The sequence below is a fragment of the Thauera aromatica K172 genome, from assembly GCF_003030465.1.
In the GTDB taxonomy this organism is placed as follows: Bacteria; Pseudomonadota; Gammaproteobacteria; order Burkholderiales; family Rhodocyclaceae; genus Thauera; species Thauera aromatica.
Window position 1 is genome coordinate 1,255,538 of the sequence record NZ_CP028339.1, and the last position, 18,010, is coordinate 1,273,547.

At 66.2% G+C, this 18,010-nt stretch carries 15 protein-coding genes; 9 read left to right on the plus strand and 6 right to left on the minus strand.

Going from position 1 to position 18,010, the window contains the following annotated elements; genetic code table 11:
- The first annotated feature begins 1 nt into the window (after position 1).
- From Tharo_RS06030 to Tharo_RS06040, 3 genes are read left to right on the plus strand one after another with little or no spacing between them, the layout of a single operon-like run.
- Positions 2 to 493: a CvpA family protein gene (locus tag Tharo_RS06030; RefSeq protein WP_107222332.1), complete on the plus strand. Its 492-nt coding sequence runs from the start codon at positions 2 to 4 to the stop codon at positions 491 to 493.
- Positions 494 to 504: 11 nt separating this feature from the next.
- Positions 505 to 2,061, plus strand: coding sequence for an amidophosphoribosyltransferase (gene purF / locus Tharo_RS06035; RefSeq protein WP_107220422.1), 1,557 nt, complete (start codon positions 505 to 507; stop codon positions 2,059 to 2,061).
- A 47-nt stretch (positions 2,062 to 2,108) separates the two neighbouring features.
- Positions 2,109 to 3,293, plus strand: a complete 1,185-nt coding sequence (locus Tharo_RS06040; RefSeq protein ID WP_107222333.1) for an O-succinylhomoserine sulfhydrylase — start codon at positions 2,109 to 2,111, stop codon at positions 3,291 to 3,293.
- Positions 3,294 to 3,408: 115 nt separating this feature from the next.
- Here Tharo_RS06040 and Tharo_RS06045 read toward each other — a convergent pair whose 3' ends face one another.
- Genes Tharo_RS06045 through Tharo_RS06055 form a run of 3 tightly spaced genes read right to left on the minus strand, consistent with a single transcriptional unit; the run spans position 3,409 to position 5,337 of the window.
- Complete coding sequence (locus Tharo_RS06045) at positions 3,409 to 4,164, minus strand: UDP-2,3-diacylglucosamine diphosphatase (RefSeq protein WP_107220423.1); 756 nt, start codon at positions 4,162 to 4,164, stop codon at positions 3,409 to 3,411.
- A gap of 40 nt (positions 4,165 to 4,204) precedes the next feature.
- On the minus strand, positions 4,205 to 4,699 hold the full coding sequence (locus tag Tharo_RS06050; protein ID WP_107220424.1) for a peptidylprolyl isomerase: 495 nt from the start codon (positions 4,697 to 4,699) through the stop codon (positions 4,205 to 4,207).
- A 47-nt stretch (positions 4,700 to 4,746) separates the two neighbouring features.
- Positions 4,747 to 5,337, minus strand: coding sequence for a peptidylprolyl isomerase (locus Tharo_RS06055; protein ID WP_107220425.1), 591 nt, complete (start codon positions 5,335 to 5,337; stop codon positions 4,747 to 4,749).
- A 270-nt stretch (positions 5,338 to 5,607) separates the two neighbouring features.
- Here Tharo_RS06055 and cysS point away from each other — a divergent pair, with 270 nt between their 5' ends.
- Both cysS and Tharo_RS06065 read left to right on the plus strand, forming a co-directional pair.
- Positions 5,608 to 6,993 carry a cysteine--tRNA ligase gene (cysS, locus tag Tharo_RS06060; RefSeq protein WP_107220426.1) on the plus strand — a complete coding sequence of 462 codons (1,386 nt, stop codon included), beginning with the start codon at positions 5,608 to 5,610 and terminating at the stop codon, positions 6,991 to 6,993.
- 54 nt (positions 6,994 to 7,047) lie between these two features.
- On the plus strand, positions 7,048 to 7,539 hold the full coding sequence (locus tag Tharo_RS06065; protein WP_107220427.1) for a thioesterase family protein: 492 nt from the start codon (positions 7,048 to 7,050) through the stop codon (positions 7,537 to 7,539).
- A 162-nt stretch (positions 7,540 to 7,701) separates the two neighbouring features.
- Here the strand turns inward: Tharo_RS06065 and dnaJ are convergent, their stop codons facing one another.
- The 3 genes from dnaJ to grpE all read right to left on the minus strand — a co-directional run bounded on the left by dnaJ (position 7,702) and on the right by grpE (position 11,597).
- Positions 7,702 to 8,826 carry a molecular chaperone DnaJ gene (gene dnaJ, locus Tharo_RS06070; RefSeq protein ID WP_107220428.1) on the minus strand — a complete coding sequence of 375 codons (1,125 nt, stop codon included), beginning with the start codon at positions 8,824 to 8,826 and terminating at the stop codon, positions 7,702 to 7,704.
- 96 nt (positions 8,827 to 8,922) lie between these two features.
- Entirely contained in the window at positions 8,923 to 10,881 is a 1,959-nt protein-coding gene (gene dnaK, locus Tharo_RS06075) for a molecular chaperone DnaK (RefSeq protein ID WP_281257430.1), read from the minus strand.
- Between the two features lie 116 nt (positions 10,882 to 10,997).
- Entirely contained in the window at positions 10,998 to 11,597 is a 600-nt protein-coding gene (gene grpE, locus Tharo_RS06080; RefSeq protein ID WP_245881013.1) for a nucleotide exchange factor GrpE, read from the minus strand.
- A gap of 230 nt (positions 11,598 to 11,827) precedes the next feature.
- On the opposite strand from grpE, the gene gyrA reads away from it, so the two are divergent.
- The 4 genes from gyrA (at position 11,828) to hisC (ending at position 18,007) form a co-directional block, all read left to right on the plus strand.
- On the plus strand, positions 11,828 to 14,482 hold the full coding sequence (gene gyrA / locus Tharo_RS06085; RefSeq protein ID WP_107220430.1) for a DNA gyrase subunit A: 2,655 nt from the start codon (positions 11,828 to 11,830) through the stop codon (positions 14,480 to 14,482).
- A complete protein-coding gene (gene serC / locus Tharo_RS06090; protein WP_107220431.1) occupies positions 14,482 to 15,579 on the plus strand; it encodes a 3-phosphoserine/phosphohydroxythreonine transaminase in 1,098 nt (365 codons plus the stop codon). The genes gyrA and serC overlap by 1 nt, the downstream gene beginning before the upstream one ends.
- A 70-nt stretch (positions 15,580 to 15,649) precedes the next feature.
- Positions 15,650 to 16,717: a prephenate dehydratase gene (pheA, locus tag Tharo_RS06095; protein ID WP_107220432.1), complete on the plus strand. Its 1,068-nt coding sequence runs from the start codon at positions 15,650 to 15,652 to the stop codon at positions 16,715 to 16,717.
- Positions 16,718 to 16,909: 192 nt separating this feature from the next.
- Positions 16,910 to 18,007, plus strand: a complete 1,098-nt coding sequence (gene hisC / locus Tharo_RS06100; RefSeq protein ID WP_107220433.1) for a histidinol-phosphate transaminase — start codon at positions 16,910 to 16,912, stop codon at positions 18,005 to 18,007.
- Positions 18,008 to 18,010: the final 3 nt, after the last annotated feature.

Genomic DNA, 18,010 nt, shown 5'->3' on the forward strand with positions numbered 1-18,010 from the left:
GATGACCGTATTCGATTACGTTTTTCTCGGCATCCTCGCCCTGTCGGCGGCGGTCGGCATGTGGCGCGGCCTGGTCAGCGAAGTGATGGCCGTGCTCGCCTGGGTGGCAGCGCTGTTCGCCGCATGGCGCTATAACGAACCGGCGGCGAGCGTGTTTTCGGGAATGATCGCGGAGCCGATGTGGCGCCAGGTGGCCGGCGCGGCGCTGGTGGTGGTCGGCGTGCTGCTGCTCGCGGCACTGCTGCGTTACCTGCTGCGCGAGTTGCTGCGGGCGGCCGGACTGGGGGCGACCGACCGCTTTTTCGGCGCCCTGTTCGGCGTCGCGCGCGGTCTGGCGGTCGCCTGCGTGGTGGTGCTGATCGGCGGACTCGCGGGCGTGTCGCGCGAGCCGTGGTGGACACAGGCACTGTTTTCGGCGCCGATGGAGTCGGCGGTCCTTGCGGTAAAACCCTGGCTGCCCGATGCGGTAGCCGACAAGATTCGATTCAGATAGGCGTAACTTCCATGTGCGGAATTCTCGGGGTCGTAGCCACCTCACCGGTCAATCAGTTGCTGTACGACGGCCTGCAGGTGTTGCAGCACCGCGGTCAGGATGCGGCGGGCATCGCTACCTCGGAAGGCGGACGCTTCCACATGCACAAGGGGTCCGGCCTGGTGCGCGACGTGTTCCGCACCCGCAACATGCGCAACCTGCAGGGCAACTGGGGGATCGGCCACGTGCGCTATCCCACCGCGGGTTCGGCCTACAATGCCGCCGAAGCCCAGCCGTTCTACGTCAATTCGCCGTTCGGCCTGCTGCTGGCGCACAACGGCAACCTGACGAACTCGGAAGCGCTCAAGCGCGAGATGTTCCTCTCCGATCTGCGTCATATCAACACCAGCAGCGACTCCGAAGTGCTGCTCAACGTGCTCGCCCATGAACTGCAGGCCGCCTGCAAGGGGCTCAAGCTCGATGAGGATGCGGTTTTCCGCGCGGTGGCCGGGGTACACCGGCGCTGCCGCGGCGCCTATGCGGTGGTGGTGATGATTTCCGGTTATGGTCTGCTCGCTTTCCGCGACCCCTACGGCATCCGCCCGCTGGTGATCGGGCGCAGCGACACCGAGGCCGGCAGCGACTGGCTGGTCGCCTCCGAGTCGGTGGCGCTCGACGTGCTCGGCTACAAGCTGGTGCGCGACATCGCGCCCGGCGAAGCCGTGCTGATTGATACTGCCGGCCATTTCCACAGCCGGCAGTGTGCGGACAAGACCGTCCATGCGCCCTGCATGTTCGAGTTCGTCTATCTGGCGCGCCCGGATTCGATCATCGACGGCGTCTCGGTGTACGAGTCGCGGATGAAGATGGGCGAGTTCCTCGCCGACAAGATGAAGCGGACGATGCCGCACGTGCACATCGACGTCGTCATCCCGATTCCCGACTCCAGCCGGCCTTCGGCGATGCAGATGGCGCAGCGCCTGGATCTGCCGTTCCGCGAAGGCTTCGTCAAGAACCGCTACATCGGCCGCACTTTCATCATGCCGGGCCAGGCGACGCGCAAGAAGTCGGTGCGCCAGAAGCTCAACACCATCCACCAGGAGTTCAAGGGCAAGAGCGTGCTGCTCGTCGACGACTCGATCGTGCGCGGCACGACGAGCAGGGAAATCGTCAACATGGCGCGCGAAGCGGGGGCGACCAAAGTCTATCTGGCTTCGGCCGCGCCGCCGGTGCGGCATGCCAACGTCTATGGCATCGACATGCCGACCCGGGCCGAACTGATCGCCTCCGATCGCAGCGACGAGGAGATCTGCCGCGAGATCGGCGCCGACGGGCTGATCTACCAGGACCTCGACGACCTCAAGGCTTCGGTCCGCGCGCTCAATCCTGCGCTCAAGTTTTTCGAGACATCCTGTTTCGACGGCAGCTACATCACCGGCGACATCACCGCCGAATACCTCAACGGCGTCGAAAACCAGCGCGGTGCGGCCCAGCCGGCGAAGCCCGACAGCGGCGACGGCGGCGACGGCGGCCACGACGACGACGACGGTCAGCTCGATCTCAACCTCGCTTCCAGCGGTGGACGCTGAGGCGTGCGCCGCCCGGCATCGATCGAAACTCCCTGGTAATGACGACCATGAATCTTCCCGACGAACAGAATTTCCGCCCCGATACTCTCGCCGTGCGCGCCGGAACCGAACGTACCCAGTTCGGTGAACACGGCGAGGCGATGTACCTCACTTCGAGTTTCGTCTTCGAGAGCGCCGCGCAGGCGGCGGCGCGCTTTTCCGGTGCCGAGGAGGGCTACGTCTACGCCCGCTTCTCCAACCCCACCGTCAGCGCGATGCAGACCCGGCTCGCCGCGCTCGAAGGCGCAGAGGCCTGCGTCGCGACGGCCTCGGGGATGTCGGCGATCCTGTCGCTGGCGATGGCGACCTTGCAGGCGGGCGATCACATCGTCGCCTCCAACGGGCTGTTCGGCGCCACTCAGCAGTTGTTCGGCGGCATCCTGGCGAAGTTCGGCATCGAAACCAGCTTCGTCCCCGCGACCGACCTCGACGCCTACCGCGATGCCCTGCGCCCGCGCACCAAGCTGTTCTTCATCGAGACGCCGTCGAACCCCCTCACCGAAGTGGTCGATATCGCCGGGGTCGCGGCCATCGCCCATGAGGCCGGAGCCCTGCTCGCGGTGGACAACTGCTTCTGCACGCCGGTGCTGCAGCGTCCGCTGGCGCTGGGAGCGGACGTCGTGGTGCATTCGGCGACCAAGTACCTTGACGGCCAGGGGCGGGTGCTGGGCGGAGCGGTCGCCGGCAGCAAGGCGGTGACCGACGAGGTGTTCAAGTTCCTGCGCACCGCAGGGCCGACGCTGTCGCCGTTCAATGCCTGGGTGATCCTGAAAGGGCTCGAGACCTTGCGCATCCGCATGGAGGCGCAGTCGGCTGCGGCGCTCGAACTGGCTTGCTGGCTGGAAGCTCAGTCCGGTGTGGCGCGGGTGTATTACCCCGGCCTCGCGTCCCACCCGCAGCATGCGCTGGCGATGCGTCAGCAAAAGAGCGGCGGCGCGATTCTCAGCTTCGATGTCGAGGGCGGGCGCGAGGCCGCCTGGCGGGTGGTGGATTCGTGCCGCCTGCTCTCGATCACGGCGAACCTGGGCGACACCAAGACCACCATCACCCACCCGGCGACCACGACCCACGGGCGGATCTCGGCCGAGGCGCGGGCTGCGGCCGGGATCGGCGACGGCCTGCTGCGCATCGCCGTGGGCCTCGAGGATGTGGCTGACCTGAAGGCGGACCTGGCGCGCGGCCTGCGGCGCTGAGGATCGAAGCCGGAGCTGCACCGAGCGCATACGGCGGTGGGTGCCGCGTCTTTCGGCTGCGTGGAAAGCAGAGCGGACGTGGATCGGGTGCCGGGAGAGGGCGCCCCGGGTGCGGTCAGGCCGAGGCGGCCTCGAAGTGCCGGCCGTCGAAGGCGAGCCAGGTGGCGCGGCCATGCCAGTCCGACAGCACCCAGCGCACGCAGTGCCGGCCGTCGATGGCGTGCTCGTGGCGCGCCGGACGATGGGTGTGGCCGTGCACCAGGGTCGGGTAGCGGTGCGCGCGCAGCAGCGTGCTCACGGCCTCGGCGTTCACATCCATGATCTCCATGGCCTTCTCGCACTTGGCGGCTTCGCTCTGTTGGCGCAGGCTCTCGATAAAGGCTTTGCGCGCGGCGAGCGGCTGGGCGAGGAAGGCTGCCTGCCAGGCGGGGTCGCGCACCTGGCGGCGGTAGACCTGGTAGGCGAGGTCGTCGGTGCACAGCGCGTCGCCGTGGCTCAGCAGCACGAGCGCGGCGTCCTCGCCGCGACCGAAGCGCACCCGGCACGGATCGGCGAGCCGTTGCAGGCCGGCGGCGCGGGCGAAACCTTCGCCGGCGAGCAGGTCGCGGTTGCCGGCGATGAAGAAAACGCCGGCACCGTGCCCGGCAAGCGTGCGCAGCGCATTGCACACGCGCTGGTTGAAGGGGGCGTCGAGATCGTCGTCCCCGGCCCAGTACTCGAACAGATCGCCGAGGATGAACAGGCTGCCCGCGCCGCGGGCGGGGCCGGCGAGGAAATCGAGGAAGGCCGCAACCGTGTCCGGCTCATCCTCCTTCAGATGGAGGTCGGAAACGAACAATGCCGGAAGCGCCGCGTGGACGGCTTCCGGCATTGTCCGCCGGTTCCCGCCGGCAGCGGGAACGGCAGGGCGCTCAGACAACTTCGGCGCGCTCGATGATCACGTCGTCCTTCGGCACGTCCTGGTGGAAGCCGCTGGAGCCGGTTTTGACCTTGCGGATGCTGTCGACCACATCCAGGCCGTCGCTGACCCGGCCGAACACGCAATACCCCCAGCCCTGCAGGTCGGGCGAGCGGTGGTTGAGGAAATCGTTGTCGGCGACGTTGATGAAGAACTGCGCGGTGGCCGAGTGGGGCGCCTGGGTACGGGCCATGGCGATCGTGCCGCGCTCGTTCTTGAGCCCGTTGTCGGCCTCGTTCTTGATTTCTTCGCCGGTCGGCTTCTGGTTCATGCCCGGTTCGAAGCCGCCGCCCTGGATCATGAAACCGTCGATGACGCGGTGGAAGATGGTGTTGTCGTAGTGGCCGGCGTTCACGTAGGCGAGGAAGTTGGCGACGGTGACCGGCGCTTTTTCGGCGTCGAGTTCGAGGGTGATGACGCCGTGGTTGGTGTGCAGCTTGACTGCCATGTTCGCGCTCCTGGAAAAGTTCGGGTGAGATGGATGGGGGCGGGTCGTCACTTGCCCGTCTTCTTGGCCGGCGCCGCCGTGCTTTGGAGCACGCGGGCATGCTCGATGAGCACCGCCTCGAGCGGCACGTTCTGGTGGAAGCCGCGGTTCGCGGTCGGCACTTTGGCGATCTTTTCGACCACGTCCATGCCCTTCACCACCTTGCCGAACACGGCATAGCCCCAGCCGTCGCGCGAAGGATAGTCGAGAAAGCTGTTCGGCACGAGGTTGATGAAGAACTGTGCGCTCGCCGAGTGGGGATCGGCGGTGCGAGCCATCGCCAGCGTGCCGGGTTCGTTCCTGAGGCCGTTCCTGGCCTCGTTCTCGATCGGTGCGCGCGTGCTCTTTTGCTTCATGTCGGCATCGAAGCCGCCGCCCTGGATCATGAAACCGTCGATCACGCGATGGAAGACGGTGCCGTCGTAGTGGCCGTCCTTCACGTACTGGACGAAGTTTTCCGCTGATTTCGGCGCTTTGTCGGCGAACAGCTCGACGGTGATCCGGCCCTGGCTGGTCTCGAGTTCGACCATCGGATTCGCGGCGCAGGCGCTGAAGGCCAGGGTGGCGAGGGTGGCGAAGGCGGCAAGGTGCTTCTTCATGAGGTCTCCGATGGGTAGGGACGGAACCGGCGAGACGGGCACATCGTCCGATGCGCTTCTCCCGTGCCGGCAGTCGGCAGGGACGGCGGGCCGTTGCGGGCTGCGGAGGATCGTTCGGGCCGCCGCAGGGTGAAGATGGGGAGCTGAGGGGCCGTGGTATACTGCGGCGCGCCTCGGACAAGGGCCAGGCCCTTTGAAAGACGCCGAATTCTAGCAACAAGCCCCTCGCTCCCACAATCGCGCATCCGGCGCGTTTTTTCGTCGACTCGCATGCTCTCGATCTACAACACCCTGGCGCGTAGCAAGGAAGTCTTCACTCCCATCGAACCCGGCAAGGTCCGCATGTATGTGTGCGGGATGACGGTGTACGACTACTGCCATCTCGGCCATGCGCGCGTGATGGTGGTGTTCGACATGGTGGCGCGCTGGCTGCGGGCGAGCGGGATGGAGGTGACGTACGTGCGCAACATCACCGACATCGACGACAAGATCATCCGCCGCGCCCAGGACAACGGCGAGCCGATCCGCGCGCTGACCGATCGCTTCATCGCCGCGATGCACCAGGATGCCGATGCGCTCGGCGTGCTGCGCCCCGATTTCGAACCGCGCGCCACCGACTACATCGCCCAGATGCAGAGCCTGATCGGCCGCCTCGAGCAGAAGGGCCTGGCCTACGTCGCCGCCAACCGTGACGTGTGTTACGCGGTGAGGAAGTTCGGCGGCTACGGCCGGCTTTCGGGCAAGTCGCTCGACGAATTGCGCGCCGGCGAGCGTGTCGATGTGGCGGGGGAGAAGAACGATCCGCTCGATTTCGTATTGTGGAAGCATGCCAAGGCGGCGGAGCCGGACGAAGTCAAATGGGCCTCGCCCTGGGGGGCCGGCCGTCCCGGCTGGCACATCGAGTGCTCGGCGATGAGTTCGGCCTTGCTCGGCGAGCATTTCGACATCCACGGCGGCGGCATGGACCTGCAGTTTCCCCACCACGAGAACGAGATCGCCCAGTCCGAGGGCGCGCACGGCCACACCTTCGTCAATGTCTGGATGCACAACGGCTTCGTGCGCGTCGACGACGAGAAGATGTCGAAGTCGCTCGGCAACTTCTTCACTATCCGTGAAGTGCTGCAGAAGTACGATCCTGAAGTGGTGCGCTTTTTCATCCTGCGCGCCCATTACCGCAGCGCGCTGAACTACTCGGATGCCCACCTCGAGGATGCGCGCAATGCGCTCACCCGGCTGTATACCGCACTCAAGAACGTGCCGGCGGACAACGGCGCGGCGGTCGATTGGCGTGAGCCGGCTGCGCAGCGCTTCCGCGCCGCGATGGACGACGACTTCAATACCGCCGAAGCGGTGGCCGTGCTGTTCGAGCTCGCCAACGAGGTCAACCGCAGCGCCTCGCCGGCGCTCGCGGCGCAGCTGAAGGCGCTCGCCGCCGTGCTCGGCCTCCTCGGGCGCGACCCGCAGGCCTTCCTGCAGGCCGGCGCGCCCGATGCCGGCGGCCTCGACGCCGAGGCCATCGAAGGGAAGGTGGCCGAGCGTGCCGCGGCGAAAAAAGCGAAGAATTACGCCGAGGCCGACCGCATCCGCGCCGAGCTGCTCGAATCCGGTGTGATCCTCGAGGACGGCGCCGGGGGCACGACCTGGCGGCGAGCCTGAGCGCTCCCCCGGCTCTGCCGGGGCACCGATTGACCACCGACGGAGTGCCGCCGCATGAATGCTGCAGCGAATCGCCCTGAAACCGGATTCACCCTGCACGGCAGGGTGCGCGGGGAATGGATCGACTACAACGGCCACATGAATGTGGCCTACTACGTGCTGGCTTTCGACCAGGCGACCGACGCCTTTCTCGATGTGCTCGGCCTCGATGCCGACTACCGTGCGCGCTGTCGCCACACGACCTTCGTCCTCGAAATGCACGTCAATTACATCCGCGAGATCGGCCGCGACCAAGCCTATGTGATCGGTACGCGGATCCTCGATGCCGACCACAAGCGCGTCCACCTCTTCCACGAGATGCGCCACGAGTCGGAAGGCTGGCTTGCCGCGACCAATGAGCTGATGGTCATGCACATCGATATGGAGGCCCGGCGCGGCGCCGATTTCCCGCCCGAGGTCGCGGCGTGCGCCGAGGCCTGGTTGGCGGCCCGGCGGATGCTGCCGTGGCCGGAGCAGGCCGGTAGCGTGATCGGCATCCGGAGGTAGTGCGGGCCGGGAAAGCATCGTACCGCGGTGCGCGTTCGCGGCGCGGCACGATGCCGCGATCGACCGCGCCCTGCCAAACGCAGCGGCCCCGCTTCCGGAACATGCCGGAAACGGGGCCGCTGCCTGCCGGAGGCCGTCCGCACGAGCGTGGCCGTCGTCCGTTCAGGTGGCGAAGAAGTCCTTCACCTTGTCCATCCACGACTTCGCCTTCGGATTGTGGCGGTCGGCGTTGCCGCTGGAGATTTCCTCGAATTCGCGCAGCAGCTCCTTCTGGCGTTCGGTCAGGTTGACCGGCGTCTCCACGACGACGTGGCACATCAGGTCGCCGTGGACGTGGCTGCGCACGTTCTTGATGCCTTTGCCGCGCAGGCGGAAGACTTTGCCGCTCTGGGTCTCGGCGGGAATCTTCAGGCGCGCCATGCCTTCCAGGGTCGGAATTTCGATCTCGCCGCCGAGCGCTGCGGTAGAGATGCTGACCGGCATCTCGCAGTGCAGGTCGTCGTGGTCGCGCTCGAACATCGCGTGCTTGCGGATGTGGATCTCGACGTAGAGATCGCCCGGCGGGCCGCCATTGACGCCCGGCTCGCCGTGGCCGGCATGGCGCAGGCGCATGCCTTCGTCGATGCCGGCGGGAATCTTCACTTCCAGCGTCTTGTGTTTCTTGACGCGGCCGGCGCCGCCGCAGTCGCGGCAGGGGTCGGGGATGATCTTGCCGCTGCCGTGGCACTTCGGGCAGGTCTGCTGGATCGAGAAGAAGCCCTGTTGCACGCGCACCTGGCCGTGACCCTGGCAGGTCGGGCAGGGCTTGGGTTGGGTGCCGGGCTTGGCGCCGCTGCCGTGACAGGTGCCGCACTCCTCGACGGTGGGGATGCGGATCGTCTTTTCCGCGCCGCGTGCCGCTTCCTCGAGCGTGATCTCGAGGTTGTAGCGCAGGTCGGCGCCGCGATAAACGTTCGAGCGCCCGCCGCCGCGTCCGCCGCCGAAGAGATCGCCGAAGATGTCGCCGAACGCATCGGAAAAGCCTTCAAAGCCCTGCGCCCCAGGACCCGCGCCCATCGAAGGATCGACGCCGGCGTGGCCGTAGCGGTCGTAGGCCGCCTTCTTCTGCGGGTCGGAGAGAATCTCGTAGGCTTCCTTGGCCTCCTTGAATTTCTCCTCGGCACCCTTGTTGTCCGGATTGCGGTCCGGATGGTGCTTCATGGCCAGCTTGCGGTAGGCCTTCTTGATTTCGTCGTCACCGGCATCGCGATTGACGCCGAGGATTTCGTAGTAATCCCTTTTGGACATGGTGCTTCGCTCAGTCTGGTATCAAGCAAAGGCCGAGCCGGCGCCGGAGAGGGCTCCGGCGGGGGCTCGGCCGCGAAGAGTTCGCCAGAACGACGATTACTTCTTGTCCTTCACTTCGGTAAATTCGGCATCCACCACGTCGGCATCGGCTGCCTTGCCGCTGCCGCTTTCGGCCTGGGCGCCGCCTTCGGGCTGGGCCTGGGCGTACATGTGCTCGCCGAGTTTCTGCGCCGCCATCGCCAGGGCCTGGCTCTTGGCTTCGATCGTGTCCTTGTCCGAGCTCTTGATCGCTTCTTCGGCGTCCTTGATCGCGCCCTCGATCTTCGACTTCTCGTCCTCGGACAGCTTGTCGCCGTACTCGCCGAGGGCCTTGCGGGTCGAGTGGATCAGGGCGTCGCACTGGTTGCGGGCGTCGACCAGTTCATGCGCCTTCTTGTCTTCCTCGGCGTGGGCCTCGGCGTCGCGCACCATGCGCTCGACTTCCTCGTCCGAGAGGCCGGAGTTGGCCTGGATCTTGATCTTGTTCTCCTTGCCGGTGGCCTTGTCCTTGGCCGACACGTGCAGAATGCCGTTGGCGTCGATGTCGAAGGTGACTTCGATCTGCGGCATGCCGCGCGGCGCCGGCGGAATGTCGGAGAGGTTGAACTGACCGAGGCTCTTGTTGCCGGAGGCCATTTCGCGCTCGCCCTGCAAGACGTGGATGGTGACCGCGTTCTGGTTGTCGTCGGCGGTGGAGAACACCTGCGAGGCCTTGGTCGGGATCGTGGTGTTCTTCTGGATCAGCTTGGTCATCACCCCGCCCAGGGTCTCGATGCCGAGCGACAGCGGGGTGACGTCGAGCAGCAGCACGTCCTTCACTTCGCCCTGCAATACGCCGCCCTGGATCGAGGCGCCGACGGCGACGGCTTCGTCCGGGTTGACGTCCTTGCGCGGCTCTTTGCCGAAGAACGCCTTCACTTTTTCCTGCACCATCGGCATGCGGGTCTGGCCGCCGACGAGGATGACGTCGTCGATGTCCGCGACCTTGACGCCGGCATCCTTGAGGGCGACGCGGCAGGGCTCGATCGAGCGCTCGACGAGGTCTTCGACCAAGGATTCGAACTTGGCCCGGGTCAGCTTCAGGCTCAGGTGCTTCGGGCCCGAGGCGTCGGCGGTGATGTAGGGCAGGTTGATGTCGGTCTGCTGGCTCGAGGACAGCTCGATCTTGGCCTTCTCGGCCGCTTCCTTCAGGCGCTGCAGCGCGAGCACGTCGTTCTTGAGGTCGACGCCCTGTTCCTTTTTGAACTCGGTGACGATGTAGTCGATGATGCGCTGGTCGAAGTCCTCGCCGCCGAGGAAGGTGTCGCCGTTGGTGGCCAGCACTTCGAACTGGTGCTCGCCGTCGAGGTCGGCGATCTCGATGATCGAGATGTCGAAGGTGCCGCCGCCGAGGTCATACACCGCGACTTTGGAGTCGCCCGGCTTCTTGTCCATGCCGAAGGCCAGCGCTGCGGCGGTCGGCTCGTTGATGATGCGCTTGACTTCCAGCCCGGCGATGCGGCCGGCGTCCTTGGTGGCCTGGCGCTGGCTGTCGTTGAAGTAGGCCGGCACGGTGATGACCGCCTCGGTGACTTCTTCGCCGAGGTAGTCTTCGGCGGTCTTCTTCATCTTGCGCAGGACTTCGGCCGAAACCTGCTGCGGGGCGATCTTCTTGCCGCGAACTTCAACCCAGGCGTCGCCGTTGTCGGCCTTGCAGATGGTGAAGGGCATCAGGTCGATGTCCTTCTGCACTTCCTTTTCCTGGAAGCGGCGACCGATCAGGCGCTTGATCGCGAACAGGGTGTTCTTGGCGTTAGTGACCGCCTGACGCTTGGCCGGAGCGCCGCACAGGATCTCGCCGTCTTCGGAGTAGGCGACCACCGACGGGGTGGTGCGTGCGCCTTCGGAGTTCTCGATGACTTTCGGCTTGCCGCCTTCCATCACGGAAACGCAGCTGTTGGTGGTGCCGAGGTCGATGCCGATGATCTTGCCCATGTGTGTTTTTCCTTTAGAAGCTGAATCCGGTGTGGCGCACAAGCGGTGCGCCGGTTTGAAGCGAATATGGGGTGCGCCGGGGTACTTTCAAGCGTGCTGCCCGGACTTTCTTGGCGCGATCCGAGGCATGCCCGCCCGCAGCGCCGAAAGCGGGCGGCTTACTGCTCCTTGGCCTTGGCGACCATGACCAGGGCGGGGCGGATCACGCGTTCGTTGAGCAGGTAGCCTTTCTGCAGCACGTTGACGACCGTATTGGGTTCGGCGTCGGCTTCGATCGCGCTGATCGCCTGGTGCTTGTTGGGGTCGAACTTCTGGCCGAGCGGATTTTCCTCGGCCAGGTGCGCGCCTTCGAAGGCCGATACCAACTGCTTCAGGGTCAATTCGACGCCTTCGCGCAGTTTTTCCGCCGTCTGCTTTTCCACCGCCAGCGCGGCTTCCAGGCTGTCCTTCACCGGCAGCATGGCGGCGGCGAACTTTTCGGCGGCGAATTTGGACGCCTTGGCGATGTCTTCCTGGGCGCGGCGGCGCACGTTTTCGGTTTCGGCTTTCGCGCGCAACCAGGCATCGTGATGCTCGACGGCTTTGAGTTCGGCCTGGCGCAAGGCTTCTTCGAGGCTGGGCATGCTGTCGATGCCGCCTTCCGGGGCGGTGTCGGCGGCAGCGGCGCAGGCTTCGAGTCCGGCATCGCCAGGCAGTTGCTCGGGGGCGGCGGTTTCGTTCTGCGCGGCGTTCTGGCTGGGCTGATTCGGGTCCTGCATGTCGGTTTAACTCCCTGTTGATCCGAAACAAGCGCTTACCTTGGGGCGATCCCGCAGACTTCAAGAGGTGGTGGCGCGGAAAAAACTGGGTGAAAAAGCCGTCGCGGCCTCGCCGGCGCCGGGCCTGCGGTCGTGTGCGGTGTGCGAGCGGCGCCGGTGCGCAGGGCGCTGGCAGGTGGCGCATGGTAGCATTGCGTGTTTTGGTTTTCGCGGCTAGCCCGCCCGCAAGAATGACTCAGTTCGCCAAGGAAACCCTGCCGATCAGCCTCGAGGAGGAGATGCGCCACTCCTACCTCGACTACGCGATGAGCGTGATCGTGGGGCGGGCGCTGCCCGATGCGCGCGATGGTCTCAAACCGGTACATCGGCGCGTCTTGTTCGCGATGCACGAGCTGTCCAACGACTGGAACCGCGCCTACAAGAAATCCGCGCGCATCGTCGGCGATGTCATCGGCAAGTACCACCCCCACGGCGATACCGCGGTCTATGACACGATCGTGCGCATGGCGCAGGACTTCTCGCTGCGCTACATGCTGGTCGACGGCCAGGGCAACTTCGGCTCGGTCGACGGCGACAACGCCGCGGCGATGCGTTACACCGAGATCCGCATGGCACGCATCGGCCACGAGCTGCTCGCCGATATCGACAAGGAGACGGTGGACTTCGGGCCGAACTACGACGGTTCGGAGAAGGAGCCGCTGGTGATGCCCGCGCGCATCCCCAACCTGCTGATCAACGGCTCCTCCGGCATCGCGGTCGGCATGGCGACGAACATCCCGCCGCACAACCTGGGCGAAATCGTCGATGCCTGCCTCAAGCTCCTCGCCGAGCCCGAGACCGACATCGAGGCCTTGATCGACATCGTCCAGGCCCCGGACTTCCCGACCGCCGCCCTGATCTACGGCCTCGCCGGCGTGCGCGAGGGCTACCGTACCGGCCGCGGCCGCGTGGTGATGCGTGCGCGCACCCACTTCGAGCCGATCGGCAAGACCGACCGCCAGGCTATCGTCGTCGACGAGCTGCCCTACCAGGTGAACAAGCGCACCCTGCAGGAGCGCATGGCCGAGCTGGTCAACGAGAAGAAGATCGAGGGCATCAGCGAAATCCGCGACGAGTCGGACAAATCGGGCATGCGCCTGGTGATCGAGCTGAAGCGCGGCGAGATGCCCGAGGTCGTGCTCAACAAGCTGTTCAAGCACACCCAGCTGCAGGACAGCTTCGGCATGAACATGGTGGCGCTGGTCGACGGCAAGCCGCGCCTGCTCAACCTCAAGCAGATGCTGGTGTGCTTCCTCGAGCACCGCCGCGAGGTCGTCACCCGGCGCACCATCTTCGAACTGCGCAAGGCGCGCGACCGCGGCCACATCCTCGAAGGCCTGGCGGTGGCGCTGTCCAACGTCGACGAGATCATCGCCCTGATCAAGGCCGCTCCCACTCCGGCCGATGCCAAGCGCGAGCTGATGGTGCGCGAGTGGCGCTCGGCCCTGGTCGAGGAGATGCTGTCGCGCGCGCTGGCCGACAGCTACCGGCCGGAAGGGCTGGACCCGCAGTATGGGTTGCAGGCGCAGGGCTATCGCCTGTCCGAGGCCCAGGCCCAGGCCATCCTCGAGCTGCGCCTGCAGCGCCTGACCGGGCTGGAGCAGGACAAGATCGTCGGCGAATACCGCGAGGTCATGGACGTCATCACCGACCTGCTCGACATCCTCGCCCGTCCCGAGCGCATCACCGCGATCATCGTCGGTGAGCTCAGCGCGGTGCGCACCCAGTTCGGCGACCCGCGCCGCTCCGAACTGGTGATGAACACCGCCGAGATCAACATCGAGGACCTGATCACGCCGGAAGACATGGTCGTGACCCTGTCCCACACCGGCTACTTCAAGCGCCAGCCGCTCGCCGACTACCGCGCCCAGCGCCGCGGCGGGCGCGGCAAGCAGGCGACCTCGATGAAGGACGAGGACTTCATCGACCACCTCTTCGTCGCCAACACCCATGACACCGTGCTCTGTTTCTCCAGCCGCGGGCGCTGCTACTGGCTCAAGGTGTACGAGGTCCCCGAAGGCACGCGCAACTCGCGCGGCAAGCCGATCGTCAATCTGTTCCCGCTCGTCGAGGGCGAGAAAATCACCGCGGTGCTGCCGATCAAGGAATTCGACGAAGAGCACTTCGTGTTCATGGCAACCTCGGAAGGCACGGTCAAGAAGACCGCGCTCACCGCGTTCTCCAACCCGCGCAAGGCCGGCATCATCGCGGTCAATCTCGACGATGGCGACCACCTGATCGGGGTTGCAATCACCGATGGCCAGTGCGACGTGATGTTGTTCTCGGATGCCGGCAAGGCGGTACGCTTCGCCGAGACCGACGTGCGTCCGATGGGGCGCGATGCGCGCGGCGTGCGCGGCATGACGCTCGAGGAAGGGCAGCGCGTGATCGCGATGCTGGTGGCCAAGGACGAAACCCAGTCGGTGCTGACTGCGACCGAGAACGGTTACGGCAAGCGCACACCGGTGGCCGAATACACCCGCCACGGTCGCGGCACCAAGGGCATGATCGCGATCCAGACTTCCGACCGTAACGGCAAGCTCGTCGGCGCCGTGCTGGTCGAGCCGAGCGACGAGGTGATGCTGATCTCGACCGGCGCGGTGCTGATCCGCACCCGGGTCGAAAGCATCCGTGAAATGGGGCGCTCGACCCAGGGCGTAACCCTGATCAACCTTGACGAAGGCACTTTCCTCGCCAGCATCGAGAAGGTCGCGGAGTCCGAATCGGACGAGAGCATGCGCAGCAACGGCGAGTCCGCCGACGGCGATGCGCCGGCTGCGGCGGGCGAGGGCAGCGAGGGCAGCGAGGGCGAGGCCCCGGCCGCCGGCGAGGAAGGAGAAGCTTGATGAGCCGCGTGTGGAATTTCAGCGCCGGTCCGGCGGTGCTGCCCGAGGAAGTGCTGCGCCAGGCCGCCGGCGAGATGCTCGACTGGCACGGTTCGGGCATGGGCGTGATGGAGATGAGCCATCGCGGCAAGGAGTTCACCGCCATCGCCGCGCAGACCGAAGCCGATCTGCGCGAGCTGCTCGCGGTGCCGGCCCATTACCGCATCCTGTTCATGCAGGGCGGGGCGATCGCCGAGAACGCGATCATCCCGCTCAACCTGATCGGCGACAAGCGCGTCGCCGACTACGTGGTCACCGGTTCGTGGTCGCAGAAGTCGCAGAAGGAGGCGCGCAAGTACGCCGAGGTGAACATCGCCGCCTCGTCCGAGGCGAGCGGCTTCACCACCGTGCCGGCGATGGCCGAGTGGAAACTGTCTCCCGATCCGGCCTACGTCTTCACCTGCACCAACGAGACCATCGGCGGCGTCGAGTACCCCTTCGAGCCCGACCTCGCGCAGCTTGGCCGCGGCGAAGTGCCGGTCGTGGCCGACATGTCCTCGCACATCCTGTCGCGCGTCATCGACGTGTCGAAGTACGGCCTCATTTTCGGTGGCGCGCAGAAGAACATCGGCCCTGCGGGGCTCACGATCGTGATCGTGCGCGAGGACCTGCTCGGGCGCGCGATGGCGCACTGCCCGAGCGCCTTCGACTACCGGACGGTCGCCGACAACGGCTCGATGTACAACACTCCGCCCACCTACGCGATCTACGTCGCCGGGCTGGTGTTCCAGTGGCTCAAGCGCCAGGGCGGCGTGGCCGCGATCGAGGCGCAAAACATCGCCAAGGCGAAGCTGCTGTACGACTTCCTCGACCGCAGCGATTTCTACGAGAATCGCGTCGACCCGGCCTGCCGTTCGCGCATGAACGTGCCTTTCTTCCTCAAGGACGGGGCGCTCGACGAGGCCTTCCTCGCCGAGTCGAAGGCCGCCGGGCTGGTGCAGCTGAAGGGCCACAAGTCGGTCGGCGGCATGCGCGCCTCGATCTACAACGCGATGCCGCTCGCCGGAGTGCAGGCGTTGGTGGATTTCATGCGCGATTTCGCCGCAAGGAAAGCCTGAGCGGGCGGGGCGGACGGATGGCCGCACCGCGCCGGGAAGGGCTGATTTTGATGAGGGCCAGGGGCCGAGCATGAGTGACGAACTGCTGAAACTGCGTAACGAGATCGACCACCTCGACGAGGAAATCCTTGCCCGTCTGGCCACGCGCGCGCGCTGTGCGCAACGGGTGGGCGAGATCAAGCGGGGCAACATGTTCTACCGTCCCGACCGCGAAGCCCAGGTGCTGCGCCGCCTGGCCGACCTCAACCCGGGGCCCTTGCCGGGTGACGCGGTGAAGACCATCTTCCGCGAAATCATGTCGGCCTGCCTCGCCCTCGAGCATCCGCTGCGCGTCGCCTACCTCGGGCCGGCGGGCACCTTCTCGGAGAGCGCCAGCCGCAAGCATTTCGGTTCCGCCCCGGACTTCATGCCGATGGCGGCGATCGAAGACGTGTTCCGGGCGGTCGAGGCGGGCAACGCCGACTATGGCGTGGTGCCGGTGGAAAATTCGACCGAAGGCGCGGTCGGCGGCACCCTCGACCTGTTGCTCACCAACCCGCTCCGGGTGTGCGGCGAAGTGCGGCTGCGCATCCATCAGCAGCTGATGTCGCGCGCCGAAGGCATCGGTGCCGCGCGGCGCATCTACTCGCACGCGCAGTCGCTGGCGCAGTGCCACGAATGGCTCAACCGCAACCTGCCGCACCTGCCGCGCATTCCGGTGGCGAGCAATGCCGAGGCCGCGCGGCTGGCGTCGGAAGATCCGGAATCCTGCGCGCTTGCCGGCGAGGCCGCGGCGCGCCTGTACGGGCTGAACGTCCTCGCGCCGAACATCGAGGACGATCCGAACAACACCACCCGCTTCCTGATCATCGCCGAGCACGATGCCGGGCCTTCGGGGCAGGACCGCACTTCGCTGGTGTTTTCCACGCCGAATCGCCCGGGTGCGATCCACGGCCTGCTCGAGCCGCTCGCCCGCCACGGCGTCGATATGACCAAGCTGCAGTCGCGGCCGGCGCGTTCGGGGCTGTGGGAATACGTGTTCTATGCCGACATCAACGGCCACCGCGAAGACCCGGCCGTGGCCGCGGCTCTCCAGGAGCTGAACGAGCGGGCTGCGTTCGTCAAGGTGATCGGCTCCTATCCGGTAGCGGCCATTTGAGCGCCTTCAGGAAACGGCTTTGCCGTTTCCGCCCCCCTCAGGGGACAAGAACTCTGGGGGCAAAAAACTCGCGGCGGCCCTGCATTTTCTCGAGCGTGCGCCGGATCGCCTTCCATTCAGTGTCAACCCAACGTGTTTTCGGCCATCCCGGCAACTGCCGGAGCCGTCGTGCAAAGACAAGGAGAAGACCGCATGAGCATTGCCAGCCTGGCGCCCGACTACATCCGTTCGATCATGCCCTACGAGCCCGGCAAGCCGATTTCCGAGCTCGCGCGCGAAATGGGGATCGAGGAAGCGAACATCGTCAAGCTCGCCTCCAATGAAAATCCGCTCGGAATGAGCGCGCAGGCGCGCGATGCCGTGCACGCTGCGGTCGCCGATCTGGGGCGCTACCCGGATGGCGGCGCTTTCGCGCTGAAGGCTGCGCTGTGCCGCCGTTTCGGCGTGAAGCCCGAGCAGCTGGTGGTCGGTAACGGCTCGAACGACATCCTCGAGCTGGTAACGCTCGCCTTCCTCGCGCCGGGCCTGTCCGCGGTCTATTCGCGGCATGCGTTCGCGGTCTATCCGCTGGCGACCAACGCCCGCGGGGCGCGTGGCATCGAAGTGGCAGCCCGGAACTTCGGCCACGACCTTGATGCGATGGCCGCGGCAATCACCCCGCAGACGCGGGTGGTGTTCATCGCCAACCCGAACAATCCCACCGGCACGTTCATCTCCGGTGCGGCGCTCGAAGCCTTCCTCGGCCAGATTCCCAGCCACGTGCTGGTCGTGCTCGACGAGGCCTATACCGAATACCTGGCGCCCGAGCAGCGCTACGACTCGATCGGCTGGCTGGAACGCTTTCCCAACCTGCTGGTGTCGCGCACCTTCTCCAAGGCCTACGGCCTGGCGGGGTTGCGCGTGGGCTACGCGGTCGCCCATCCCGACGTCGCTGACCTGATGAACCGCGTGCGCCAGCCTTTCAACGTGTCCAGCATCGCCCTGGCCGCGGCCGAGGCCGCGCTCGGCGACGAGGAGTTCATCGCGCGCAGCGCCGAACTCAACCTCCGCGGCATGGCGCAGCTCACCGAGGCGTTCGCGGCGATGGGGCTGGAATGGATTCCTTCGGCGGGCAACTTCGTCACCTTCAAGGCCGGCGATGCGATCGGTGTCAACCAGTCGCTGCTGCGCCAGGGCGTCATCGTGCGCCCGATCGCCGCCTACGGCATGCCGCACTGGCTGCGGGTGTCGATCGGCCTGCCCGAAGAGAACGCCCGCTTCATCGAAGCGTTGCGCCAGGCGCTGGCCTGAGCG